16 protein-coding genes are annotated in these 25,786 nt (G+C 75.5%); 3 read left to right on the forward strand and 13 right to left on the reverse strand.

Annotated features, from left to right (window positions below; all coding sequences use genetic code 11):
- Positions 1-132: 132 nt before the first annotated feature.
- Positions 133-2,277, reverse strand: coding sequence for an ATP-dependent DNA helicase UvrD2 (locus T328_RS09475; RefSeq protein ID WP_496495747.1), 2,145 nt, complete (start codon positions 2,275-2,277; stop codon positions 133-135).
- A gap of 329 nt (positions 2,278-2,606) precedes the next feature.
- Here T328_RS09475 and T328_RS09480 point away from each other — a divergent pair, with 329 nt between their 5' ends.
- Positions 2,607-2,864, forward strand: coding sequence for a mycoredoxin (locus T328_RS09480; RefSeq protein WP_496495488.1), 258 nt, complete (start codon positions 2,607-2,609; stop codon positions 2,862-2,864).
- 36 nt (positions 2,865-2,900) lie between these two features.
- Here T328_RS09480 and nudC read toward each other — a convergent pair whose 3' ends face one another.
- From nudC to T328_RS09505, 5 genes are all read right to left on the reverse strand, one after another.
- A complete protein-coding gene (gene nudC, locus T328_RS09485; protein ID WP_496495489.1) occupies positions 2,901-3,851 on the reverse strand; it encodes an NAD(+) diphosphatase in 951 nt (316 codons plus the stop codon).
- A gap of 105 nt (positions 3,852-3,956) precedes the next feature.
- Positions 3,957-7,460, reverse strand: coding sequence for an ATP-dependent helicase (locus T328_RS09490; RefSeq protein WP_496495490.1), 3,504 nt, complete (start codon positions 7,458-7,460; stop codon positions 3,957-3,959).
- A 156-nt stretch (positions 7,461-7,616) separates the two neighbouring features.
- Positions 7,617-8,333 (reverse strand): hypothetical protein, encoded by a 717-nt coding sequence (locus T328_RS09495; RefSeq protein ID WP_496495491.1) that lies wholly within the window; start codon positions 8,331-8,333, stop codon positions 7,617-7,619.
- Positions 8,334-8,435: 102 nt separating this feature from the next.
- On the reverse strand, positions 8,436-11,858 hold the full coding sequence (locus tag T328_RS09500) for an ATP-dependent helicase (RefSeq protein WP_496495492.1): 3,423 nt from the start codon (positions 11,856-11,858) through the stop codon (positions 8,436-8,438).
- Positions 11,859-11,978: 120 nt separating this feature from the next.
- On the reverse strand, positions 11,979-12,356 hold the full coding sequence (locus T328_RS09505) for an MGMT family protein (RefSeq protein WP_496495493.1): 378 nt from the start codon (positions 12,354-12,356) through the stop codon (positions 11,979-11,981).
- Between the two features lie 161 nt (positions 12,357-12,517).
- Here T328_RS09505 and T328_RS09510 point away from each other — a divergent pair, with 161 nt between their 5' ends.
- Entirely contained in the window at positions 12,518-15,199 is a 2,682-nt protein-coding gene (locus T328_RS09510; protein ID WP_496495494.1) for a lysylphosphatidylglycerol synthase transmembrane domain-containing protein, read from the forward strand.
- A gap of 85 nt (positions 15,200-15,284) precedes the next feature.
- Here T328_RS09510 and T328_RS09515 read toward each other — a convergent pair whose 3' ends face one another.
- Complete coding sequence (locus T328_RS09515; protein ID WP_496495495.1) at positions 15,285-15,560, reverse strand: YciI family protein; 276 nt, start codon at positions 15,558-15,560, stop codon at positions 15,285-15,287.
- Between the two features lie 93 nt (positions 15,561-15,653).
- Here T328_RS09515 and T328_RS09520 point away from each other — a divergent pair, with 93 nt between their 5' ends.
- Complete coding sequence (locus T328_RS09520; protein ID WP_496495496.1) at positions 15,654-17,276, forward strand: alpha/beta hydrolase; 1,623 nt, start codon at positions 15,654-15,656, stop codon at positions 17,274-17,276.
- Between the two features lie 63 nt (positions 17,277-17,339).
- Here T328_RS09520 and moeZ read toward each other — a convergent pair whose 3' ends face one another.
- From moeZ to T328_RS09550, 6 genes are all read right to left on the reverse strand, one after another.
- Positions 17,340-18,518 (reverse strand): adenylyltransferase/sulfurtransferase MoeZ, encoded by a 1,179-nt coding sequence (gene moeZ / locus T328_RS09525; RefSeq protein WP_496495497.1) that lies wholly within the window; start codon positions 18,516-18,518, stop codon positions 17,340-17,342.
- 61 nt (positions 18,519-18,579) lie between these two features.
- Complete coding sequence (locus T328_RS09530) at positions 18,580-19,413, reverse strand: spherulation-specific family 4 protein (RefSeq protein ID WP_496495498.1); 834 nt, start codon at positions 19,411-19,413, stop codon at positions 18,580-18,582.
- Positions 19,401-20,504 carry an SDR family oxidoreductase gene (locus tag T328_RS09535; RefSeq protein ID WP_496495499.1) on the reverse strand — a complete coding sequence of 368 codons (1,104 nt, stop codon included), beginning with the start codon at positions 20,502-20,504 and terminating at the stop codon, positions 19,401-19,403. The genes T328_RS09530 and T328_RS09535 overlap by 13 nt, the downstream gene beginning before the upstream one ends.
- On the reverse strand, positions 20,501-21,949 hold the full coding sequence (locus tag T328_RS09540; protein ID WP_496495500.1) for a hypothetical protein: 1,449 nt from the start codon (positions 21,947-21,949) through the stop codon (positions 20,501-20,503). The genes T328_RS09535 and T328_RS09540 overlap by 4 nt, the downstream gene beginning before the upstream one ends.
- 287 nt (positions 21,950-22,236) lie before the next feature.
- Entirely contained in the window at positions 22,237-24,048 is a 1,812-nt protein-coding gene (locus T328_RS09545; RefSeq protein WP_496495501.1) for a DUF3492 domain-containing protein, read from the reverse strand.
- Positions 24,049-24,189: 141 nt separating this feature from the next.
- The gene (locus T328_RS09550; protein WP_496495748.1) at positions 24,190-25,650 is read right to left on the reverse strand and encodes a DUF3152 domain-containing protein; all 1,461 of its coding nucleotides are present in this window, start codon (positions 25,648-25,650) and stop codon (positions 24,190-24,192) included.
- Positions 25,651-25,786: the final 136 nt, after the last annotated feature.

Here is a 25,786-nt window from a genome sequence, read left to right on the forward strand (position 1 = left end):
GGCCGGTCCAAGGTCTCCTAGTACAACACGGAATCACCGGCTCCGTGAAGAGCTGTTCTTCCGTGCCGGAAGGCTATGAGGCTACCTCCGGCGATCGCAAACCATTTTTCGGGGAATTTTTTCCGGGCCCCGTCAGGGCTCCCCGGTGTCCTCGCCGGACGGCTCGCGGCCCGCGCAGAGATCCAGGACATCGGCGCCATATCGGTCGAGCTTGCGCTTGCCCACACCCGAAATGACCGACAGCTCCTGCTCGTTGACCGGCATGGCCTCGGCGATGGCGATCAGGGTCTTGTCGGTGAAGACGCAGTACGCGGGCTGCCCCAGCTGCTGCGCCTGGCCCGCGCGCCAGTCGCGCAGCCGCTCGTACAGCCCCTCGTCCATGTCCGACGGGCAGTCCTCGCAGCGCATCAGCTTGATCTCGCCGGCGTCCGTCAGCGTCCGCCCGCAGACCCGGCAGCGCACCGGCCCGCGCCGCCGGCGCCGGGCGCCCGCGCCCCGCTCCGCACCACCGCGCTCCACGCCGCCCTGCGCCACCACCCCCGCGCCGACCCCGCGCCCGGAGCCCGGCCGCAGCCCGGCCAGGAAGCGGCTCGGCCGCCGCGCGGCCCGCCCGCCCGGCGACCGGGCCAGCGCCCAGGACAGCGAGAGGTGCACGCGGGCCCGGGTGATGCCGACGTACAGCAGGCGGCGCTCCTCCTCGACCTGCTCGGGTGTCTTCGCGTACGTGATCGGCAGCATGCCCTCCGTGAGCCCCACCAGGAACACCGCGTCCCACTCCAGGCCCTTCGCGGCGTGCAGTGAGGCGAGGGTCACACCCTCGACCGTCGGGGCGTGCTGCGCCGCGGCCCGCTCCGCCAGCTCCTCGACCAGATCCGCCAGCGTCGCCCCCGGCCGGGCCCGCCCGAAGTCCTCCGCCAGCCGCACCAGCGCGGCCAGCGACTCCCAGCGGTCCCGCACCGCGCCCGAGCCCGCCGGCGCCTCGGCGGACCAGCCCATCGTGCCCAGCACGGCCCGCACCTGCGCCGCCAGGTCGCCGTCCCGGCCGGCCTCCGCCAGCAGCGCGTCGTTCTTGCCGGCCACGGCCGCACCGCGCAGCTTGACCCCGGCCTCGCGCACCTCGGGCCGCTCGAAGAACCGTTCCGCGCCGCGCATCTGGTACGGCACGGACCGGTCGGCGAGCGCCTGCTCGTAGACCTCCGACTGGGCGTTGATCCGGTACAGCACGGCGATGGAGCTGTGCGGCACGCCCGCGTCGATCAGCCGGCGGATGTGCCGGGCGGTGCCTTCGGCCTCGGCGGGCTCGTCCGCGTACTCCGTGAAGGCCGGCTCCGGGCCCGGCCCGCGCTGCGCCACCAGCTCCAGCCGGGCGGCGGCGGCCCGGCCCGTGGCCTGGGCCAGCACGCCGTTGGCCAGGTGGACGACCTGGGGGGTGGAGCGGTAGTCCCGGACGAGCTTGACGACCGTGGCGTCCGGGTGCCGGGTGCGGAAGTCCAGCAGGTGGTCGGGGGTGGCGCCGGTGAAGGAGTAGATCGTCTGGCTGGCGTCGCCGACGACGCACAGGCTGTCCCGGCCGCCGAGCCACAGCTCCAGCAGCCGCTGCTGGAGCGGGCTGACGTCCTGGTACTCGTCGACGACGAAGTGCTGATACTGCCCGTGGACCTGCTCGGCGATGTCCGGCCGGTCCTGCAGGACGCCCACGGTGAGCAGCAGCACGTCCTCGAAGTCGATGACACCGCGGTCGCGCTTCAGCTGCTCGTACCCCCGGTAGATGCCGGCGATCTCCGCCGGGTCGCGCGGGGCGTCGCGCCCGGCCTTGGCGAGCACCGCGGCGTAGTCCTCGGGGGCGGTCTGGGTGACCTTCGCCCACTCCAGCTCACCCGTGACGTCCCGCAGGTCGTTCCGGTCGAGGCGGACCCGCGCGCGCGCCGCGGCCTCCGCGACCAGCTGGACCTTGCGCTCCAGCAGCCGCGGCAGCTCGCCGCCGACCGCCCGTGGCCAGAAGTACTGGAGCTGCCGCAGCGCGGCGGAGTGGAACGTCCGCGCCTGCACGCCCGGGGCGCCGAGCTGGCGCAGCCGGCCGCGCATCTCGCCGGCCGCCCGGTTCGTGAACGTCACGGCCAGCACGCTCCCCGGCTGCAGCACGCCGGCCCGGACGCCGTACGCGATCCGGTGTGTGATCGCGCGGGTCTTGCCCGTGCCCGCGCCGGCCAGCACGCACACCGGGCCGCGCAGCGCCGTCGCCACCTCGCGCTGCTCCGGGTCGAGCCCCGCCAGCACCGCGTCCGCCGAGCCCGGGACGGCGGGGAACTCCGTGGTCTCCGTGATCGCCGTGATCTCCGTGGTCTCCGTGGGCTCGGTGGACAGGGAGGACTCGGCGGACAGGGAGGGCTGGGTGGACTGCGGGGGCTGCGGTGCTGCTGTCACCCCGCCATGCTGCCAGGTCCGCCGGGACCGGTGTGCCGGTTGTCCACAGCCCCCGCGTCCCGGCCCCGGTTGTCCACAGGCAGGGTGCGCGTGACTACGGGAATGGCCGCGGCCCGGGGTACGTTCACCCTCCGGAACAGACCACGCCGCGACCCGGCCAACCTCCTAAGGAGCGCAGCGACATGGCGGGCACCGTCACGATGTACAGCACCACGTGGTGCGGCTACTGCCGTCGGCTCAAGAGCCAGATGGACCGCGAGGGCATCCCCTTCGAGGAGATCAACATCGAGCAGGACCCGGAGTCCGCCGCCTATGTCGAGAGCGTGAACAACGGCAACCAGCTGGTGCCCACCGTGGTCGTCGTGCCGAGGCAGGGCGGCGCGTCCGTCGCCATGCCGAACCCCTCGCTGGCCCAGGTCAAGGCCGCCCTCGGCGCCTGACCGGGGCCGCCCGGCGCGGCAGCCCCGCGGCGGCCGTCAGCCCGGCCGCCGCGGCAGGTCCGAGCCGTACCACAGCTCGATCAGCCGCCCCGCGATAGAGATCCCGTACGGCGGCAGCACCTCGCCCGACTCGTACGCGGCGCCCAGCTCCGCGCGCGAGAACCAGCGCGCCTCGTGCAGCTCGTCGCCGTCCACCCGGATCTCCGCGCCCTTGGCGTCCGCCGCCCGAGCGAGGAAGCCCACCATGAGGCTCGACGGGAACGGCCACGGCTGGCTGGCCACGTAGTCCACGTCGCCGACGACCACGCCCGCCTCCTCGTAGACCTCCCGCCGCACCGCGTGCTCCAGCGACTCACCGGGCTCGACGAAGCCTGCGAGCGTCGAGAAGCGGCCCTCCGGCCAGTGCACCTGCCGGCCCAGCAGGATCCGGTCCTCCGGATCCGTCACGGCCATGATCACGGCAGGGTCGGTACGGGGATAGTGCTCGGCGCCGCACGCCGGGCAGCGGCGGATGTGGCCCGCGGCGGCGATGACCGTACGCTCGCCGCAGCGCGAGCAGAAGCGGTGCAGCCGCTGCCAGTTCTCCAGCGCGACCGCGTGCACCATCAGCGCGGCGTCCCGCTCCGAGAGCAGCAGCCCCGCCTCGCGCAGCCCGGCGGCGCGCGCGGTGTCGTCCATGCGGCCGGGCAGCGAGTCCTTCTGCAGCGCGAAGTAGCGCACGCCGCCGGAGTCGGTGCCGAGGAAGTAGCGGTGCTGCTCGGTCGGCGGGGCCTCGAAGGCCGGCGTCGTCACCAGCCGCGTGCCGCCGTCGGGGGTGTCGTCGATGAGCGCCTGGCCCTCGCAGACCACGAACACGCGGGTCGTCGGATGGCTCCAGGCCGCCGCCAGCCACGCCTCGTCGAGGCGGTGGTGGGCGGCGCGGTCGATGCCGCTGTCCGCCGTGAAGGAGACCGGCCGGGAGGCCGCCCGCTCGATGCCCGTGGTCACTGCTACTCCCCTTCCGCCGCGTCGCTCACGGCCCCCTCGCACACGTCCCGCGGGCACGCCGGAGGGTCGGCGACGCTGCCGGAGGTGGTGCACATGTCCCCGAGCCTAATCTGTCCGGCCGGACAGCAGGGCCTCCAGCTCCGCTCTTCCCGGCAGCGCGGGCGGACGGACGACGTCCCCGGTGCGTACGTACAGGAAGGCGGCGGTGACGTCGTCGAGCGGCAGCCGCTCCTGCTCGGCCCAGGCGAGGCGGTAGACGGCGAGCTGGAGGGGGTCGGCGCTGCCGCTGCGGCCGGTCTTCCAGTCGACGATCTCGTAGCCGCCGCCGGGGTCGCGGTAGACCGCGTCGATGCGGCCGCGGATGAGGCGGCCGGCGATGCCGAGCTGGAAGGGGGCTTCCAGGCGGTACGGGGTGCGCTGGGCGTACGGGGACCGCTCGAAGGCCTCCTTGAGCGCGGCCAGGTCGCGTTCGTCGGCGATGTCCGGCGCGTCCTCGGCGCCGCCGGGCAGCTCGTCGGGGCCGAGCATGGGCAGCGGCAGCGCCTCGAAGCGGGACTCGACCCAGGCGTGGAACCGCGTCCCGCGCCGCGCGGCGGGCATCGGCGGACGCGGCATGGGCCGGGCCAGCTCCTGCGCGAAGGCGTCGGGGTCGGCGGCGAGCCGGAGCAGCTGCGAGGCGGTGAGCGAGGCGGGCAGGGTGACGTCCCGGACGGGCTGCCGGGCGGCGAGGAGTTCGGCTTCGAGGGCGTCGATGTCGCGGTCCCAGGAGTCGACGACCCGCGCGTCGGCGGGCCCGAGACGGTGTTGGTGCCCCGGCAGGGGGTGCGGGTGCCCTGCGGGCGGCGCATGCGGGTGGGCGGTGTCGGGACCGCCCACCCCCGCGGCGGCGGTGTCCACGGCGGCGCCCACGCCGGGACGGGGCATGCTCGGCGCGGGCGCCTCCGGCGCGGGAACGCCCGGCGCGGGCCCGCCCGCGGCTTCGCCGGATGCGGCGGACTCGGCCGGTTCCGGACCGGAGGTCATCCGCGCCAGCGCCGCCTCCACCGCCGCCGCCGCCCCCCGGCGGCGGGCCGTCGCCGCCGGGTCCAGCGGGAGCGGCCACGCGCGTTCCGCCGCGTGGTCCGCCAGGGCCGGGTTCTCCGCCTCCTTCGGGGGTTCCGGCGCCCACGCCTCCACCTCCCCGCCGCCGCGCTCGCAGTGCTCCCGTAGCGCGTCCAGGAACGCCGACGGGCCCCGCGCCTCCTTCTGCGTCGGCCCCCACCAGTGCCCCGAGCCGAGGAGCAGCGACCGCGGGCGGGTCACCGTGACGTACCCGAGCCGCAGCTCCTCCACCTCCTGGTGCTCCCGCATCGACGCCTTGAAGTCCTTCAGCCCCCGCGCCGTCCACTCCCCCACGTCCGGCAGCGTCTCCGCGTCGCCCCGCAGCGCGTGCGGCAGCACCTTGCCCTGCGTGACCCACGACTCCCGCGGCTGCCGGCTCGGGAAGTGCTTCTCCACCAGCCCCGGCACCACCACGACGTCCCACTCCAGGCCCTTCGCCTTGTGCGCCGTGAGCACCTTGACCGTGTCCCGCCCGTCGCCGGGCAGCGAGCTGTCGAGCCCCTTCTCGTACTGCGCCGCCGTGCGCAGGAACCCCAGGAACCCCAGCAGCGTCGCCTCCCCGTCCAGCGCCGCCGACGCCGCGTAGTCGGCGGCGACGTCGAGGAAGCGCGCCAGCGTCTCGCGCCGCCGCGCCGCCAGCGCGTGCGGCGACGCGGACAGCTCGACCTCCAGACCGGTGGCGCCGAGCACCCGGTGCAGCACGTCCATCAGCGGGTCCGCCAGCGACCGCCGCAGCTCCCGCAGCTCCGTCGCCAGCCGGGCGAACCGCCCTCGCGCCGCCGCGCTGAACGGCAGCCCGTCGTCGACCTGCCGGGCCTGCAGGAACGTGTCCAGCGCGTCGGCCAGCGACGCCACCTCCGCCGGGTCGACGCCCTCGACGGCCTGCGCCAGCCGCTCGTCCGCGTCCGGCTCGCCGTCCGTGCCCGCCGTGGCCACCAGCAGCCGCGCGCGGCGGCCCAGCAGCGCCAGGTCGCGGGCGCCGACGCGCCACCGCGGGCCGGTCAGGAGGCGTACGAGCGCGGCGTTGGCGGCCGGGTCCTGCAGCACCTCGCACATCGCCACCAGGTCCGCGATCTCCGGCAGGTCCAGCAGCCCGGCAAGACCCACGACCTCCACCGGTACGTCCCGGGCGACCAGCGCCGCCTGGATGTCGCCGAAGCCGCCGGCGGTACGGCACAGCACGGCGACGTCGCCGGGCGCCGTGCCCGTACGCACCAGATGCGCCACCGAGTCCGCCAGCCACGCCAGCTCCTCCGCGTACGTCGGCAGCAGCGCGCAGCGCACCGTGCCGTGCCGCTCCGCGCCGGGCGCGGGGCGCAGCGCCTCGACGCCGACGTGCCGTTCGCGCAGGGGGGCGGCGAGGCCGTTGGCGAGGGCGAGGAGGCGCCCGCCGCTGCGCCGGTTCTCGCCGAGCGCCTGGCGGCGCGCGGGGCTGCCGTCGGCGTGCGGGAAGTGGGCGGGGAAGTCGTCGAGGTTGGCGACGGACGCGCCGCGCCAGCCGTAGATCGCCTGACAGGGGTCGCCGACCGCGGTCACGGCGTGCCCGGTGCCGCCGCCGGAACCGCCGAACAGCCCTGCCAGCAGCCGCCGCTGGGCGACGGACGTGTCCTGGTACTCGTCGAGCAGCACCACCCGGCACTCCTCGCGCAGCTGCCGCCCCACCGCCGGGTGGGCCTCCGCGAGCAGCGCGGAGTGGGCGATCTGGTCGCCGAAGTCGAGCAGGTCGCGGCGCCGCTTCTCGCGCCGATAGGCCCGTACGAGCCCCAGCAGCTCCAGCCGGGCCAGCGCGGCCCTGGGGGCCTTGCGCAGCTCGTCGTTGGTGAGCCGGACGCGGTCCAGCTCGGCGAGCTGCGCGACGCCGAAGTCCGCCAGCGCGTCCGGCTCCACGAGGTGTTCGGCCAGCTCGGCGTCGAGCGCGAGGAGTTCGGTGACGAGCGTGGCAAGGGACTTCGTCAGCGCCGGGTACGGGCCGGGGGCGGTGCGCAGGACGTGGGCGGCGAGCTGGTAGCGGGTGGCGTCGGCGAGGAGGCGGGCGCCGGGTTCGAGGCCGATGCGCAGGCCGTGGTCCTTGAGCAGCTGGCCGGCGAAGGCGTGGTACGTGGAGATCCGCGGCTCGCCGGGCTCCGCGGAGCCGTCACCCCACGCGCCGTCAGCCCCGTCGCCGTACGCACCGTCGCCGTACGCACCGTCGCCGTAAGCACCGCCCCCGCCCGCGGCTCCGTCCGGCGGCGTGACCCCCGCCTGCGCCAGCGCCCGGCGCACCCGTTCCGCCAGCTCCGCCGCCGCCTTGTTCGTGAACGTCAGCCCCAGCACCTGCTCCGGCGCCACCTGCCCCGTGCCGACCAGCCACACCACCCGGGCCGCCATCACCGTCGTCTTGCCGGAGCCCGCCCCCGCCACGATGACCTGCGGGGCGGGCGGTGCGGTGATGCACGCCGTCTGCTCCGCGGTGAAGGGGATCCCGAGGAGCTCCTTGAGCTGATCGGGGTGGGAGATACGAGCCGGCATCCCAGCGAGCGTAGCGGCGCCCGCCGACAGCCGGGGTCTTGAGGCCACCGACGGGCGCAAGGGACGCGGGATGCGCTACGGGGCGTACGCGCCCGGTCCCAGCCCCGTCTCCCGGGTCCCGCCTCCCAGCCCCGCCTCTCGGCTCTGGTCCCGGTCTCAGCCGCTGAGTTCGTCGAGGCTCACCGAGTCGGCCGGCGCCTCGACGTCCACCGTCTCGTTGAACTCCGAGAACTCGGCCGTGCCCGGCTCGTCCCCGCCCTCGATCTCCATCTTGAGGATGTACGGCTCGCCCTCCGTGGCGACGTGGACGTTCGTGGTCTCGCCGTCCTTCTTCTCGATCAGCGTGATGGTCGGGGTGCCCCGCACCTCGCCCTCGTCGCCCTTCTCGGTCTTCTCCTTGTTGTCGCCCTTGTCGTCGTCCATGTCGTTGAGGACCGTGTCGAGGTCGCAGAAGGACGCGAAGTCGTCCTGGCCGGCGCCCATCTCCACCCAGCGGTCGCCCACCGTCGCCTCGATGAGCTGCGCCTGCTCGGGGCCGCCGGCGTTCAGCTCCCAGAACTTCGTGTCCGGCTTCATGTACGACGTACCGCCGACGCGCAGGATCTCCGCGTTCGCGCCGTCCACGCTGATGGTGCCCGTGCACTCGCCCTTCTTGGTCAACGACAGCTCCATAGCCGTCTCCTGGGCACCGGGGGCACCGGTCTGGTTGAACTTCAGGGTCATGGACGTGGCGGCGCGCATCGCGTCCACCGTCTCGTCCTTGATCTCCTCGGCCGACTTGCTCGCGAGACCACCGTCCTCGCTGCCGCAGGCCGACAGGACCGTCATGCTCAGGGCCGAGACCAGGGCCGCCGCCACCACGCTCTTCCGCACAGTCATTCCTTACTTGTTGCTTACGTCTGACCGGCTGGTCATACGACCACATACGACGCCCCGCTGTCACACCGGGTCTCACTCTGCGGTCCTGCCGCCGCCTCACTCCACGATGTGCCGCCCCTCCGGGCGGGCGCTGCACGAGCTGCGGAAAGCGCACTGCGCGCAGTGGTCGCCGGGCGTCGGGCCGAAGCGCTCGTCCAGCACCCGGGCGGCGGCGGTCGCCAGCAGCCGCGGCACCCAGTCACCCTCCGGCGGCGGCTGCCGCTGCACCTTGGGCAGCGCGTCGCCGCCCTCCCGGACGGGCGCCCCGATCCGGAGGTGGACCAGCTCCGCGCCGCCCGGAACGGTGCCCTCCGTGCCGGCCGCGCCCTCGGCGACCGCGCCCTCGGCAACCGCGGCCTGGTACACGGCGAGTTGGGCGTGCTCGGCCACCTCGGGGCCGGTCGGCCGGGATTTGCCGGTCTTGAAGTCGACGACGTACGCGCGGCCTTCGTCGTCCTCCTCGACGCGGTCCATGGTGCCCTTGATCTGCACCTCGTACGTGCCGGCCTTCAGCGTGACGTCGAAGTCCCGCTCGCTGGCCACCGGCCGGCGGCCCCGCTCCAGCACGTGCCAGCGCAGAAAGCGCTCCAGGGCGGCGCGGGCGTTCCCCTTCTCCTGCGCGGACTTCCACGGCGCGTCGAAGGCGAGCCCGTCCCAGACGCCGTCGAGGCGCTCCATGAGCGCGTCGAGGTCGGCGGGGGTGCGGCCGGAGGCGACCTCGTCGGCGAGGGCGTGGACGACGAGGCCGAAGCCCTGGGCGGCGGAGGCCGGTTCACCGGCGCGTACCTCGCGGCCGAGGAACCACTGCAGCGCGCAGGTGTCGACCAACTGCCCTACGGCGCTGCCGGAGAGCGCGACGGGCAGGTCGCGGTCGCGCAGCGGGACCGCGTTCTCGGTCGGCTCCACCAGCCCCCACCAGCGGCCCGGGTGCGCGGCCGGCACCAGCGGGCGGCCGTCGTCCGCCGGCGCCGCCAGCCGGGCCAGCCGCTCGGCGGCGGCGGCGCGCAGGGCGTCGGACGCCTCGGGGTCGACGGTCGTCGCGCGCAGCTCGGCGACCATCGCGGCGACGGACAGCGGGCGGCGAGGGCGGCCGATGACGTCCTTGGGGTCGACGCCGAGCTCGGCGAGGAACCGCGACGGCTGGTCGCCGTCCTCCGCCGGCGCCTTCACGGCGGTGACGACCAGCCGTTCGCGAGCGCGGGTGGCGGCGACGTAGAACAGCCGGCGCTCCTCGGCGAGGATCGCGCCGGGCGGCAGCGGCTCGGCGAGGCCGTCGCGCCCGATGCGGTCCGCCTCCAGCAGGGAGCCGCGGCGGCGCAGGTCGGGCCAGAGGCCCTCCTGGACCTGGGCGACGACGACGAGCCGCCACTCCAGGCCCTTCGCGCGGTGCGCGGTCATGAGGCGCACGGCGTCGGGGCCGGCGGGGCCGGTGTCGGCGCGGCGGGTGAGGACGTCGGCGGCGATGTCCTGCGCCTGAAGCTCCTCCAGGAAGTTGAGCACGCCACGGCCGCCGGTGCGGTCCTCGGCGCGGGCGGCGGTCTCGAAGAGGGCGCAGACGGCGTCGAGGTCGCGGTCGGCGTTGCGCCCGGCGGGCCCGCCGCGGGCGGCGGCGCGCTCCAGCCGGTCGGGCCAGGGGGTGCCGTCCCACAGCTCCCAGAGCGCGGCCTCGGCGGTGCCGCCGCGGGCGAGCAGCTCGCGGGCGTGGCGGAGGAGCAGCCCGAGGCGGCGGGCGCCGCCGGCGTAGGCGCGGTCGTGGGCGACGAGGCGCGCGGGCTCGGCGAGTGCCTCGGCGAGGAGGACGTCGGAGGGGGGCGGTACGGAGCGGCCGGCGGCCCGCGCCTCCTCGCGGAGGGCGCGGCCGAGGCGGCGCAGGTCGGCGGCGTCCATGCCGCCGAGGGGGGAGGAGAGGAGGGAGATGGCGGTGTCGGGGGAGATCCACGGCTCGGGTACGGAGTCGCCGTGCCCCTCCGGGCCCGTCCCCCCGTCAGGTACCTCGGCACCCGTCGCGTCGGCCGACGACGCCTCCGGCGCCGAGGCATCCACCCGCCCACCCGATACCGGCGCACGCGCAGCCACCGACCCGGCGCCGGGCTCCCCGCCGTGCTCCGCCGCAGGCGGTTGCGCGGCGACCCGCAGGGCCGTCAGCAGCGGCTGCACCGCCGGTTCGTGGCGTAGCGGCAGGTCGTCGCCCGCGATGTGCAGCGGCACTCCCGCCGACGTCAGGGCGCGGCGGACCGACGGGATCGTGCGGGCACCCGCGCGGACCAGGACCGCCATCTCGCGCCAGGGGACGCCGTCTTCGAGGTGGGCGCGGCGCAGGATGTCGGCGATGTTGTCCAGTTCGCCGCTCGCCGTCGGGTACGTGTACGCCTCCACCCGGCCCCCCGCGCGCGGCGACGCCAGCGCCCGGTGCGCCCGTACCGCCGCCGACGGCAGCCGCGGCAGCGGCATCCGGCGCGTGAGCAGCCGGGTCGCCTCCAGCAGCCGCGCGCCCGAGCGCCGCGACGTGCCCAGGACGGCGACCGGCGCCGGCCGGCCGTCCGGCCGTGGGAAGACCTCCGGGAACGTCAGGACCCCCCCGACGTCCGCGCCCCGGAACGCGTAGATCGACTGGTCCGGGTCGCCGAAGGCGACCAGCGTCCGGCCGCCGCCCGCCAGCGCCCGGAGCAGCCGCACCTGCGCCGCGTCCGTGTCCTGGTACTCGTCGACGTACACCGCGTCGTACCGCCCGGCCAGCTCCGCCGCCACACCCCCGTCGGCCGCTGTCTCGGCCAGCAGCACCGCCCGGTGCACCAACTCCGCGTAGTCCAGCACGCCCTGCATGTCGAGCACGTCCAGGTACTCCGCCAGGAACTCCCCCGCCGCCGCCCAGTCCGGCCGGCCGGCCGCCGCCGCGAACCGGTCCAGTGCCGCCGCCCCCAGCCCCAGCTCCCGGCTGCGCGCCAGCACCGCCCGCACCTCGTCCGCGAACCCGCGCGTCGTCAGGCCCGCCCGCAGGTCGTCCGGCCAGGACACCCGCGCCCGCGCGCCGTCCTCCTCGTGCCCGGCGAGCAGCTCCCGTACGACGACGTCCTGCTCCGGCCCGGACAGCAGCCGCAGCGGCTCGACGAACATGTCGGCATCCTGGTGCGCCCGCACCAGCGCGTAGCAGTACGAGTGGAACGTGCTCACCTGCGGTGCCCGCAGTGCCTGCGCGCCGTCCAGCCGGGCCGCCATCCGGTCCCGCAGCTCCACCGCCGCCTTGCGGCTGAACGTCAGCACGAGGATCCGCCCGGGGTCCGTGCCGCGTCTGATCCGCTCGGTGACGGCCTCCACCAGAGTCGTGGTCTTGCCCGTGCCCGGCCCGGCGAGCACGAGCAGCGGCCCGTCGCCGTGCTCAACCACCGCGCGCTGCCGCGCGTCCGGCACAGGGGGGACCGGCCGCACGGGTGCGGTGCGGACGAGCCGGTAGGCCGGGGAGGAGACGGACGCAGTGCTCACATGTATCGCCGGTGGAAGTGGAAGTGGAAGTGGAAGAGGTCGGGATTCAGGTGCCGGTTGCCGAACCGTACTCCGTACGGGTGGCGGCCCGGGCCGTTTGGTGCCCGGTGTCGGAAGCTGTCAGATATGACCCTCGACACCGTCGCCGCCGCCGTCCCAGCGGGCGCGACGGAGGTCGATGCGCTGCTCACCGGTGGTGGTGACGCGCAGCGGCGTGCCCTCCACGCGGTACTGCTCAAGGGCGTCGCGCTCGTGGCCGGGCAGCGGCCGGCCGTCCGCGCGCACCACGCGCCACCAGGGCACGGGGCTCCCGTAGAGCGCCATCACGCGGCCTACCTGGCGCGGCCCGCCGCGGCCTGTGAACTCCGCCACGTCTCCGTACGTCATCACCCGGCCCGGCGGGATGCGCTCTGCCACGGAGAGCACCAGGTCCGCATACTCGTCGAGAAGAGCCGCTTCGGGGCCCGGAGGGCCGGCGGAAGGTGTCGCGTCGTCCATCCGTCCCATCCTGCCCCAGACCGCCGACAGCCCGGGGTGGCGGCGGGCAGCGGCCACACCGCTGTAAAGCAGACCCGGATGCGACCATCGGAGACATGCTCGTGCCACCATCGTGCGGGCGGTGACTGGTGATACGAGACGAAGACGGGACAACTCAGGGCATGCGGCGCGACCCCGCGGCCGAGCCTCCGCCGGCCGAGCCGGCCACGGAGGCGCGGAGCCCTGCCCGCCGGGACTCCGGGAACGGTGACGAGGGAGGCGCACGGGACGGCAGGGTCCGGCACGACTCCCGCCGCCGCGTCGCCCCCGGCCCCGTCGAAGGCGACGACCCCCTCCTCCCCGCCCGCGTGCACCGCCCCTCCGACCTCATCCGGCTGCTCCTCGGTGTCCTCGGCATCGCCGCCGTCCTCGGCCTCGCCGCCGTCGCGCACGCCACCACCGAGGGCCTGGAGGAGGACATCACCAAGGGCGCCGAGTACACGCCCTCGTTCGTCGTCACCCTCGGCGGCCTGACCTCCAGCATCGCCGTCCTCATCGTCCCGGTCGCGTTCGCCGTCGAACGCCTCGTCAAGCGCGACGGCCTGCGCATCGCCGACGGCGTGCTCGCCGCCGTGCTCGCGCACGGCGCCGGGCTCGCCGTCTCCCTCTGGGTCTCCGAGGCCGCCCCCGGCTCCGTGCAGGGGGCGCTGACGCAGATCGCCCGCGACGGCGAGCGCACCGACCCCGTGCACGGCTATCTCGCCCCCGTCATCGCGTACATGACCGCCGTCGGCATGTCCCGGCACGCCCGCTGGCGCGTGCTGATGTGGACGGTCCTGGTGCTCGACGGCCTCGCGGTGCTCGTCGGCGGCTACACCACCCCGTTCGCCATCCTGCTCACCGTCCTCATCGGCTGGACCGTCGCCTACGGCACGATGTACGCGGTCGGCTCCCCCAACGTCCGCCCCACCGGCCGCAACCTCCTCGCCGGCATGCGCCGCGTCGGCTTCCGCCCGGTCAGCGCGCTGGTGCCGGACGAGCAGCCGGACCTGGAGGGCGACGGCCGCGGGCGGCGGTTCGTCGTCACCCTGGAGGACGGCCCGCCGCTGGACGTCACCGTCGTCGACCGCGAGCAGCAGGCCCAGGGCTTCTTCTACCGCGCCTGGCGCCGCCTGTCGCTGCGCGGCGTCTACCAGCGGCGCAGCATGCAGTCGCTGCGGCAGGCGCTGGAGCAGGAGGCGCTGCTGTCGTACGCCGCGATCGCCGCCGGCGCCAACGCCCCCAAGCTCATCGCCACCTCCGACCTCGGCCCCGACGCGGTCATGCTCGTCTACGAGCACACCGGCGGCCGTCCCCTGGACGCCGTCTCCGACTCGGCGATCACCGACCGGCTGATGCGCGAGAGCTGGCGGCAGGTCAAGGCGCTGCAGTCGCGCCGCATCGCGCACCGCCGCCTGGACGGCGACGCCGTGCTGGTGACCGGCGCGGGCGAGGTGATCCTCACCGACCTCAGCAGCGGCGAGATCGCCGCCGGCGACGTCGTGCTGCGCATGGACCTCGCCCAGCTGCTCACCACCTTCGCGCTGCGCGTCGGCGCCGAGCGGGCGGTCGCGGCGGCGGTCGAGGTGCTCGGCCCGGACGCGGTCGCCGACGCGCTGCCGCTGCTGCAGCCGATCGCGCTGACCCGGGACACCCGCGCCGAGCTGCGCCGGCTCTCCCGCGAGCGGGCCGCGCGCGAGCGCGAGTCGGTCATCGAGGCGTCGCGGACGCGCAAGCACCAGCCGGCCGGGGACCGCAGGAGCAAGCGGGCCGCCAAGCAGGCGGAGAAGCGGGCGATCGAGGGCGCCCTCGACGAGGCCCGCGAGGAGGACGTGCTCACCCAGATCCGCCACCACGTGCTGCGGATCCGGCCGGAGGCGCCGGTGGAGCCGGTACGGATCGAGCGGATCCGGCCGCGCACGCTCGTCAGCATCATCGCGGGCGTCTTCGCCGCGTACTTCCTGGGGACGCAGCTGACCCACGTCAAGGTGGACGACGTCCTGGCGCAGGCGAACTGGCGCTGGGCGGCGCTGGCCGTGCTCTTCTCCGCCGCCACCTACCTCGCCGCAGCGATGTCGCTGCTGGGCTTCGTCCCCGAGCGGGTGCCGTACGGGCGCACGGTGCTGGCACAGGTCGCCGCCTCGTTCGTCAAGCTGGTCGCCCCGGCGGCGGTCGGCGGGGTCGCCATCAACACCCGCTTCCTGCAGAAGTCGGGCGTACGGCCCGGGCTGGCGGTGGCCAGCGTCGGCGCCTCGCAGCTCTTCGGGCTCGGCAGCCACGTGCTGCTGCTGCTCACCTTCGGCTATCTGACGGGGACGGAGCGGACGCCGTCGCTGTCCCCGTCCCGTACGGTCATCGCCGGGCTGCTCGCGGCGGCCGTGCTGATCCTGATCATCACCGCCGTACCGTTCCTGCGGAAGGCCGTGGTGTCGCGGATCCGGTCGCTGTTCGCGGGCGTGGTGCCGCGCATGCTGGACGTGCTGCAGCGCCCGCAGAAGCTGGCGGCGGGCATCGGCGGCATGGTGCTGATGACGCTGTCGTTCGTGCTCTGCCTGGACGCCTCGGTACGGGCCTTCGGCGGCGACCTCAGCTTCGCGAGCGTCGCCGTCGTCTTCCTCGCCGGCAACGCGCTGGGCTCGGCGGCGCCGACGCCGGGCGGCGTGGGCGCGGTGGAGCTGGCGCTCACGGCGGGTCTGACGGCGGCGGGGATGCCGAGCGACACGGCGCTGTCGGCGGTGCTGCTGTTCCGGCTGCTGACGTTCTGGATGCCGGTGCTGCCGGGCTGGCTGTCGTTCACGCACCTGACCCGCAAGGGCGCGTTGTAGCGGGCGCGGGGCGCCGTTGTTCTCGGCGGGCGCGGGCGGGTGGGTGGGTGGGGGCACCGCCCAGGCCGGAGGCTCTGGGGGAGCGTCAGAGGTCGACGACGCGCCAGGGGCGGATGCTCCAGCTGTCCACCAGCCCGTTCGCCACGTACGGGTCCTTCCTCACGAACTCCTCGGCGGGCGCCGGGTCGTCGGTCCGCCAGACGATGAGCCCGCGCGGCGGGTCCTCGGTCATCGCGCCGGCCATGAGGAGGTCGCCGCGCCGGTGGCACTCGCGGATCAGGTCGAGGTGGGCCTGGCGGTAGGAGTCCCGGCGCTGCAGGTAGTCGTCGACGTAGGCGTAGTCGAGGACGTAGTAGGACACGCGGCCTCCCAGGTGGCGGGGTGATCGGTACGGGACCACCGTACTCACCCGTACGCCCCGCGCAGCGCGCGACCGCCCGCGGGCCGCCGGACGATGGCAGTCCGCCACCTCCGAGACCGGGGAGCCGCCGTGCGGGCCACCGCCAAGCTGACCACCGCCGCCACCGCCGTCACCGCCGTCACCGCCGTCACCGCCGTCCTGCTGACCGCCCTCGCCGCCGGCGGGTGCGGCATCGCGGCGTCGTCCGACAGCTCCAGCGGCCGGCTGGAGGGGGAGGCGGGCGCCGGCATCGACTGGGGGGCGTGCAAGAACCTCCCCGCGCCGGCGCCGGGCGCGCCGGCCGCCGAGGTCGACTGGCAGTGCGGCACGCTCGACGTGCCGCTCGACCACGACAGGCCGGACGGCGAGAAGATCGGCATCGCCATGATCCGCGCCGAGGCCACCGGACCGCGGTCGGAGCGCATCGGCTCGCTGATGTTCAATTTCGGCGGCCCCGGCGGCTCCGGCATCGACACCCTCCCGGGCCTCGCCGGCCAGTACAAGACGCTGCGCAAGCGCTACGACCTCGTCAGCTTCGACCCGCGCGGGGTCGGCCGCAGCAACGGCGTGCGCTGCCTCGGCGACCGCGCGCTCGACACGTACTTCGCCGCCGACAACACCCCCGACGACAAGGCCGAGGAGAAGGCGTACCTGGGCCGGATCCACGACTTCACCGCCGCGTGCGAGAAGAAGTCCGGCCGGATCCTGCCGTACGTGGGCACCGAGAACACCGCCCGCGACATGGACCTCATGCGCGCCGCGCTCGGCGACGACAAGCTGCACTACTTCGGCATCTCCTACGGCACCGAGCTGGGCGCCGTGTACGCGCACCTCTTCCCGAAGAGGATCGGCCGTGCCGTTCTCGACAGCCCGGTGGACCCGACGCAGGACAGGGCGGAGATGTCGCTGGCGCAGGCGGCGGGCTTCCAGCGGGCGCTGGACAACTACGCCGAGGACTGCGCCCGCAAGGGCAGGAACTGCCCCGTCGGCAACGGCTCGGCCGACGACCCGGCCGCCGCCACCGAGGACGTCGCGGACCTGCTGAAGCGGCTCGACCGCAAGCCGGTCCCGGGCACCTCCGGCCGCGACCTGACCCAAGCGCTGGCGACCGGGGGCATCACGCAGTCGCTCTACTCCAAGCAGCTGTGGCCCCTGTTGACGGAGGGGCTGCGGCAGGCGCAGGACGACGACGGCGCGACCCTGCTGCTCCTCGCCGACGTGCTCAACGGCCGCGATCCCGACGGGCACTACAACACGCTCCACTCGTCCTTCCTCGCGATCACCTGCGCGGACACCCGGGACCGCTACTCGGCCGGCGAGATCCGCGAGCGGCTGCCGGAGTTCCGCAAGGCGTCGCCGGTCTTCGGCGACTTCATGGCGTGGGCCATGGCGTCGTGCGACGGCTGGCCGGTGACCGGCAAGCGCTCGACGCTGGAGGTGGGCGCGAAGGGCGCCGCCCCGATCCTGGTCGTCGGCACGACCGGCGACCCGGCGACACCGTACGAGGGCACGCAGAAGATGGTCGACGCGCTGGGCGGCGACGTGGCGGTGAAGCTGACGCGCGTCGGGGACGGGCACGGGGCGTACGGCAGCGGCAGCGGCTGCACGCGGAAGGCGGTCGACACCTACCTGCTCGACGGCCAGGCCCCGAAGGACGACACGACCTGCCGGAAGTAGCCGTCCGACGCGTGCGTGCCGCCACCGGGAAACTCTCTCCGGTGGCGGCACGCGCGTCATCTCTTAGTAGATGGGCTTCTCCGGCTCGATCTGGTTCACCCAGCCGACCACGCCGCCGCCCACGTGGACCGCGTCGGCGAAGCCCGCCGACTTCAGCACCGCCAGGACTTCCGCGGACCGGACACCCGTCTTGCAATGCAGGACGATCTTCTTGTCCTGCGGCAGCCCCTCCAGGGCGTTGCCCATGAGGAAGTCGTTCTTCGGGACCAGCCGGGCGCCGGGGATCGAGACGATCTCGTACTCGTTCGGCTCCCGGACGTCGATGATGTCGATGTTCTCACCGTCGTCGATCCACTCCTTGAGCTGCTTCGGAGTGATCGTGGAGCCGGCCGCGGCCTCCTGCGCCTCGTCGGAGACGACGCCGCAGAACGCCTCGTAGTCGATCAGCTCGGTGACGGTCGGGTTCTCGCCGCAGACCGCGCAGTCCGGGTCCTTGCGGACCTTCACCTGGCGGTACTGCATCTCCAGGGCGTCGTAGATCATCAGCCGGCCGAGCAGCGGGTCGCCGATGCCGGCGAGCAGCTTGATGGCCTCGTTGACCTGGATGGAGCCGACCGACGCGCACAGCACGCCCAGCACGCCGCCCTCGGCGCAGCTCGGCACCATGCCGGGCGGCGGGGGCTCGGGGTACAGGCAGCGGTAGCAGGGGCCGTGCTCGGCCCAGAAGACGGACGCCTGGCCGTCGAAGCGGTAGATGGAGCCCCACACGTACGGCTTGCCGAGCAGCACGCAGGCGTCGTTGACCAGGTAGCGGGTGGCGAAGTTGTCCGTGCCGTCGACGATCAGGTCGTACTGCGCGAACATCTCCATGACGTTCGAGGAGTCCAGCCGCTCCTCGTGCAGCCGGACCGTCACGTACGGGTTGATGCCCTGGACGGTGTCGCGGGCGGACTCGGCCTTGGAGCGGCCGATGTCCGCCTGGCTGTGGATGATCTGGCGCTGCAGGTTCGACTCGTCGACCTCGTCGAACTCGACGATGCCCAGCGTGCCTACGCCCGCCGCGGCGAGGTACATCAGTGCCGGCGAGCCGAGACCGCCGGCGCCCACACAGAGGACCTTGGCGTTCTTCAGCCGCTTCTGGCCGTCCATCCCGACGTCCGGGATGATCAGGTGGCGCGAGTACCGGCGGACCTCGTCGACGGAGAGCTCGGGGGCGGGCTCGACCAGCGGTGGCAGCGACACGGGGACTCCGTAAGCGTGTGAGAGCACAGTGGGTCTTTCCGTAACACTGCCACGCGCCTCCTCATTCCGAGACACCCTGTCCGAGACGCGAGACGAGGTCGTCCCAGTAGCCGGGCAGGGCCTCCCAGCCGGGCCGGTCGGTGAAGAACACCGAGGCCGCGCCCTGCCAACGGGCGATCCGCAGGGCCTCGTCCAGATGCGTCGGCGGGACGCCGTGGACCAGGTGGCAGAACCGCTCGGCGGGGTGCTCCGCGGTCCACTCCGCGACCTGCGACCAGCGGTAGCCGGCCCACGGGCCGGCGAAGGTGACGAGCTGGTCGGCGACCTCCGCGTAACCGGGGTACGGGTGCGTGCCGACGCCGAGGACGACATGCGCCCGCGGGGACAGGGCGCCCAGCGTGGCCGAGACGCGCCGGACCTCCGGCAGCCGGTCCCGCTCGGCGGGGCAGCGGCCGAGGTAGAAGCCGTCGACGCGGTACCACTCCAGGAACCGGTGGGCGTCGGTGATCAGCTCGCCGAGGGGGCGGTGGCCGTTGCGGAGGTCGAGGTGGCCGAGGGTGCGCACCCGCGCCGACTTCAGCCGGCCCGCGGCCTCCAGGCAGTGCGGGTCGGGTCGGGTGCCGGGGCCGGCGGCGACGTCGAGCACCGTCCAGTGGACGGCGTCGGCGGCGGCGGGCCGGGTCAGCTCGCCCCACTCGACGGGGGCGACGAGGGGGTGCGCGTAGCCGGGGACGCCGAGGCGGAGGGGGGTCTCGGCCGGCGGGGGCGGCGGGCGGTGCAGCCCTTCGGGGGCGGGCGGGGTTTCGGGGGTTTCGGTCCGGGCTCCCGGCAGGTCGCGCAGCACCGCCCCGGTGCCGGTGGGTGGGCCGGTCCCGTCAGACCTCAGATGCGGCATGCCGCCTCCATCCAGATATCCGCAAGGCTCTCCTCGATTCCGATCCGGGGCCGCCAGCCGAGGCGGTCCCGCGCCGTCCTGATGTCCGCCTGCTGCCAGGCGCCGCACCCGTCCGGATAGGGATACGCCGCGGCGACCGCCGCCGGTTCCGCGCCGGGGCCGCCGTTCGGCCCGTGGCCGGGTCCGTGGCCGGGTCCGTGGCCGGGCCCGTGGCCGTGGCCCGATCCATGGCCCAGGCCGTGACCGGGCCCGTGGCCCAGGCCGTGGCCCGGTCCGTGGCCGCCGTGCCCGAGGCCGTGGCCGGCGCCCACGGGCTGCGGAATCCGGCCGGTCAGCGTCGTGTCGTACTCGTGCAGCTGGCCGCCGTACCCCGCGATCCGCGCCAGCGCCGCCGCCGCGTCCCGCAGCCGCACCGCACGCCCGCCGCCGATGTTCACGACGCCCTGCGCCGCCGACAGCGACGCGGCGTGCACCGCCCGCGCCACGTCCCGTACGTCCACGAAGTCCCGCTGCGCGCCGAGCCCGCCGAGCTTCAGCTCGCCGTCGCCCTGCTGCATCGCCCGCCGCAGCGCCTCCGCCAGCCGGCCGAGCGGCGAGCCCGCCGGGGTGCCGGGGCCCGCGGGCGAGAACACCCGCAGCACGATCGCGTCCAGCCCGGAGCCGAGCACCAGCTCGGTCGCGGCCAGCTTGCTCACCCCGTACGGGCCGCCGGGGCGCGGCAGCGCGTCCTCGGCCGTCGAGGAACCGGCCGGCGACGGCCCGTACTCCGAGGCGCAGCCGACGTGCACCAGCCGCGCCGAGCAGCTGCTGCGCCGCATGGCCTCGCAGAGGGTGGCGACGGCGACGGTGTTGTGCCGGGTCAGGTCGCGGGCGCCGCCGCGGGTGGTGCCGGCGCAGTTGACGACGACGCCCGGGTGCACGGCGTCCAGGAACCGGGTCAGCGCGCCGGGGCTGCCGGACGACAGGTCGAACCGTACGTCGGCGTCGTCGCCGCGGCCGAGCGCGGTGAGCTGCACGGCGGGGTCGGCGAGCAGGCGGTCGGCGACGTAGCGGCCGACGAAGCCGGTGCCACCGATGAGCAGCACTCTCATCGCGTACCCCCCGTGTTCGAGGGGGGCGTGGCCAGTGGTGGTGCGGTCATCTCGTTGTGCTCCTTGCGATGAGCTGAGGCTCGGGTGAGTGCGCCGCCGGCGTACGCCAGCAGCGCGAGCGCGGCGGCGCCGCAGGCGACCGCCGGTACGGCGGCCATGTCGGAACCTGCGGAGCCGGCGACCAGCAGCTCGACCGGACGGCCGAGCACGGCCAGCCCGGGAACCCGGGCGGCCAGGACCAGCAGCAGCGCCGTGACCTGCGCGGCGCAGGCGGCGGCGAGGCCGTACGCGGCGGCCCGGGGGAAGCCGTGCACGGCGAGCAGCCGGGCGAGGAAGAGCAGCGCGCCGAGCGCGCCGGCGGCGGCGACGGCGCCGGGGACGCCGGAGGCGGGGACACCGGAGGCGGGGACGGCCGAGGCGTGGGCGGCCGAGGCGTGCGCGGCGGGTTGGTGCGGGGCCTCGGCGAGCTGTCCGACGACGGGTTCGGCGGCCACGGCGGCGAGTTGCAGCGCGACGAGGACGGCCGGCACGACGGTGACGGCGACGGCCAGCAGCGGACGGACCCGGGCACGGAACTCGGCCAGATCCCGGCTGTCCCGCAGCCCGGCGCGGGCCCGGGCGGCGAACCACCGGGCGACGGCCGCCGCGGGCAGCACGGCGGCGGTGAGCCCGGCGAGGGCGGCGGCGGTGGCGTACGGGATGACGGGGGCGCGGCTGACGGCGGTGGCGCCGCCGAGCAGCTCGGCGAGGAGCCAGTCCCCGTACGCGGCGTACGCCAGCAGCCACCCCACGGCGAGCCCGGCCCCGGCCGGCAGCCCGCCGCCGACCCGCAACGGCCCCCGCTGCGGCCCGAGCACCACCGCGATCACGACCGCGGCGACGCCGACGCCGGTCACGGCGGCCTGCGCGCGGCCGGGCAGCGCGGTGGCGAGGAGGACGACGAGCCCGCCGACGAGGGGCAGGAGGTGGGCGACGGGGGCGAGGGGCGTACGGGGCTGAGGGCCGCCGGACACCGGGGCGTGGGCCGGGACGGCGTCGGGCCGGCGGGTCCGTACGTACATCTCCTCGGCGAGGGAGAACACGTCCCGGTGCCGGCACCGCCGAGCGGTCCGGTCGGTCACCCCGTGAGCCTCCAGCCCGGCGGCGATCTCCAACGGATCGACGGCACGGTCGCACAGCTCCCGGTGCCGGTGCATGAGCCCCCGAACGGGATCGGCGGGCCCGCGCCGACCGCCTCCGGCGCGGAAGCGGGTGGCCGCGGGGGCGGGGGCGGCGGGGGTCGCCGCGTCCGCGGTCGCGGAGGTCGCGGTCGCGGAGGTCGCGGTCGCGGAGGTCGCGGTCGCGGAGGTCGCGGTCGCGGAGGTCGCGGTCGCGGAGGTCGCCTCGCCGGTGGCGGGCGACGCGGGGCCGAGGACCGCCGCGGCAGCGCCTGCGGCACGCGGCACGGCGGCGGCGTCGCCTGATCCCGCCGTCCCGCCTCCGGCGCCCGGCGCAAGCTCCGGCCCCCCGGGGTCCCCCGCGGCAACGTCTTCGGCGGGGGGCTTCGAGGGATGAAGAGACGTTACGGCGGGTGGTGTGCGGCGAGGGCCGAAGGCTGCTTCCAGGGCTTCCGCCAGGTCTTCCGCCGGTGTTGCCGGCGACGGCTCCCGGGGCGCGGCCCCCGGCCGCGGCGGCTCCTCCTCCGGCAGCGGCAGCGGCGGCTGCGGCTCGGCGGCCGCTCTCGGTACGTCGGTCATCGGTCGGCCCCCTCGAACACGGCGCACGCACCCGCGACCACCGGCTCCGGGTCCGACTCCGCGTCCGGCGCCGCTGCCGGCGCGGCCGTCCAACCGTCCGGCAGATGCGCCTCCGCCGGGCGCGCGAAGGGCCGCGGCTCACCGTCCGCCGGGCCCACCAGCGGACTGCGCGAGGCCAGCTCCAGATAGATGTTCCGGAACGCCCCCACGTTCTGCTCCACGGAGAACAGCTCCACCGCCCGCGCCCGCGCCGCCGCGCCCAGCCGCGCCCGGCGCGCCGGGTCGCGGAGCAGCGCCAGGCAGGCGTCCGCCAGCGCCCGCGGGTTCCGCGGCGGGACCACGAGGCCCGTACCGCCGATGACTTCCCGTACCGCGCCGACGTCCGTCGACACCGTCGCCCGGGCGCAGAACATCGCCTCCACCAGCCCCACCGGGAAGCCCCCCATGACGCTGGAGCGCACCGTGACGCCGCCTGTCGCGTACGCCGCCGCCGTGTCCGGCAGCGCCGGGTCGCCGAGTTCCTCGAACGACACCGGGCTGGCGCCCACCGCGTGGGCGTCCGCGGCCTCGTCGGGGAAGAGCTGGGCGGCCAGCGCCCGGCAGTGGTCGCGGTAGCCCGCGTGGGCGGCGGGCGGCGGGCCCGTCTCCACCACCACGAGGTGCGCGGCGGGCTCCGCCCGGTGGATCTCCGCGAACGCGTGCAGCAGCGCGACGAGGTCACCGGCCGGCTCCGTCCGGCCGACCCAGACCAGGGTTCTGTCGTCCTCCCCGGCCTCCGGCGCCGGCTCCCCCACCTCCGCGAACCGGGCGCTGTCCATGCCCGGGTAGACCGTCCGCAGCCGGCCCCGCGACGCGCCCAGGCGCAGTGCCCAGCGGCACGCGTGCGCGTTGCCGGGGGTGACGAGCGCCGCCTTGTCGTACGCCTCCGCCGCCAGCCGGCGGTGGAAGGCCGCCGTCAGCGCCCGTACGGCCACGGACCCGCCGGCGCGCGCCCCCGCTCCGCTCGCCCCGCTTGCCGCGCTTGCCGCGCTTGCCGCGCTTGCCGCGCTTGCCGCGCTTGCCGCGCTTTCCAGGTAATGCCGCCGCAGCCGCACCCCGTACTCCGTCACCAGCAGCGGCGTCCCGAAGAACCGCCGCGCCAGCAACCCCGGCAGCACCGCCGGACCGCCGGACAGCGCATGGCACAGGTCGACGCCCGCCAGCCCCCCGGCCACCGCACCGCCCGGCACCACACCGCCCGGCACCGCACCGCCCGCCGCCGGCCCGCCGCACCAGCCCGCCGCCAACGGCCGCAGCGCCCGGTCCAGCTGCCCCGCGACGGCCAGCAACTCCACCACGCGCGCCCCCTGCACCACCGGATGCGCGCCCGGCGCCCGGCACACCCGCTCCAGGATCCGCACCGCCTGCTCCGAACGCAGCGCCCGCCCCGGCCCGCCCGCGTCCACGGCCAGCTCCGCCAGCCCGTACAGCCCGTAAGCGAAACGGTCCTGCCCGTCCGCCGCCGCGTCGCCCGCCGCCAGCGCGGTGGCCAGCTCGGTGAAGTGCTCGGCGAATCGGCGCCGGCCGGCGCGCCCGTAACGGCGCTCGCCGGGCGCCGGGCGCCCCAGCGGCGCGACGTGCACCGTGCGCACCTGCGGCGGCAGCGAAACGAGCCCCGCCGTCTCCTGTGCCGCATCGGCGGCAAACGCGAAAACGTCGAACTCGTGGTGCGCAAGCCCGCGTACGAGCCGGTCGCACCACCCCGGCGACTCGCCCGCGGCAAACGGGAATCCGCCCTCCGCGAGAAGGCCGATGCGCAACGAGAACACCCCCGAGACTGCTGTGGCTCCGTCCAGTGGGAGGACGGTACGCACGCGGTGGGGAGCGCGGTGGACGGTTGTCCATCGCACCACCGGAAGGGGTGAATACCCGTGACTATTCGGGGACTAGGGCGTTTTACGCGCCCACCGTCAGCCGCGCGGGTACGGCCAGGGGTTGGGCTTGCAGGTCGCGCCATCCGTCGACAGGTACTTCGTCTGCTGCATCATCACCGGCGCGAGCGCGCCGTCGCGCGAGCAGCCGACGTGCCCGTGTCCGAGCCGGTGGCCGACCTCGTGGTTGATGAGCATCTGCCGGTACGCGTAGATGTCGTCGCCGTAGGTCTTCGAACCCTGCGCCCACCGGAAGGCGTTGATCATCACGCGCTCGGTGGCGGCGGAGTCGCAGGACACGTCCTGGTCGGCGGTGTCGAGGCCGGACTTGGCGCACCACTCGTCCGTGGTCCCGGGGCTGGCCAGGGTGATGACGAAGTCCGACTCCGCACCCGCGGCCACGCGCTCGAAGGTGCGCTCGCCCCGCCCACCCCAACTCCGGTCGTCGTTGAGCGTCTTGTGCACGGCGGAGGCGAACAGCTCGCCGTCGAGCGGCAGTCCCTCCTCGACGTCCACGCGGTACGCCAGCACCTCGCCGCGGCCGGGCGCCTTGTCGCCGCCGGGGACCGCGGTGAGCTTGCCGGAGCCGGTGAGGTCGCGGCTGAGGGGGTACGTGGCCGCCATCTTCTCGGCGTACGTGGCGGGCACGGCCCGCGCGCCCCCGTCGCCGTCGCCGTCCGCACCCGGGCGGGTGGTCGAATCCGAGCCCGCCGGGCCGTCGCGGTCGCCGGAGCGGGAGGCCGCGTCGTCGGCGGCGGCGCGCTGTTTGCGCGCGTCGGCGGCGGCGGCGTCGGCGCGCTTCGCGCGGCCGTCGGAGACCTGACCGGCGATGGCGGCGGCGAGCGCGCACGTCACGACGGCGGCGGCGACGCCGGTGGCGACGCGGCCGCGGTTGGTCGTGCGCTGCCGGGGGCGACGGTGGCCGCCGGCGGTGGACTCCAGGGCGGTGGCGGCATGGTCGGGCGGCCCGTCGCCGTCGTCGCCGGGCGGCGGCCGGCCGCGGTCGTCCGCCGCGGGGGCCGGCCCCGGCACGTCGCCGGGGCGGCGGACGGCGGGCCCGCCGGCGTGGCCGGGCCCGTCGAAGGCGTCGAGGTACTCCTGCCGTACGGGTGTGGGTGCCGCGGCGACGGTGGCGGTGCCGGGACCCCGGGGCGCCGGCCCGTAGGGCGGGGCGCCCCACCCGCCGCCGGGCTCCCGGTGCTGGGGGTGACCGAGGGGGGTCTCGCCGGTGTCGTCCATGCGCGGCACGCGGGGCAGCCCTCCGGTGTCGGCGACGCGCCGCGTCGCACCGGTGTCGCCGACCGCGCGGAAGCCGCCCGTGTCGCCGGCCCGCGGCACGTGTCCCGTATCGCCGACCCGCGGCATGTTGCCCGTGTCGCCGAACGACCGCATCGGCCCGGTGTCGGTGAAGCGCGGTGTGGCGCCCGTGTCCCCGGCCCGCGGCACCGGTCCCCCACCGGCGGCCCGGGGGATGGGACCCGTGTCGCCGAAACGGGGCATCGGCCCCGTGCCCGTGACCGTTCCGCCCGCGACCCGCGGCGGCGGCCCGGTGTCCGGCACCCGCCGCATCGGACCCGTGTCCGCGACCCGCGGCACCGGCCCCGTGTCCGTCACCCGCGGCAGCGGGCCCGTGTCC

Source organism: Streptomyces sp. CNX435, assembly GCF_059570575.1.

Coding starts and splice junctions, on each gene's coding strand:
- T328_RS09530 (WP_496495498.1), bottom strand. CDS start 19,413: ATGCCGCATCTGAGGTCTGACGGGACCGGCCCACCCACCGGCACCGGG.
- T328_RS09550 (WP_496495748.1), bottom strand. CDS start 25,650: ATGCCCCGTTTCGGCGACACGGGTCCCATCCCCCGGGCCGCCGGTGGG.
- T328_RS09535 (WP_496495499.1), bottom strand. CDS start 20,504: ATGAGAGTGCTGCTCATCGGTGGCACCGGCTTCGTCGGCCGCTACGTC.
- T328_RS09520 (WP_496495496.1), top strand. CDS start 15,654: ATGGCAGTCCGCCACCTCCGAGACCGGGGAGCCGCCGTGCGGGCCACC.
- T328_RS09510 (WP_496495494.1), top strand. CDS start 12,518: ATGCGGCGCGACCCCGCGGCCGAGCCTCCGCCGGCCGAGCCGGCCACG.
- T328_RS09505 (WP_496495493.1), bottom strand. CDS start 12,356: ATGGACGACGCGACACCTTCCGCCGGCCCTCCGGGCCCCGAAGCGGCT.
- T328_RS09490 (WP_496495490.1), bottom strand. CDS start 7,460: ATGCCGGCTCGTATCTCCCACCCCGATCAGCTCAAGGAGCTCCTCGGG.
- T328_RS09480 (WP_496495488.1), top strand. CDS start 2,607: ATGGCGGGCACCGTCACGATGTACAGCACCACGTGGTGCGGCTACTGC.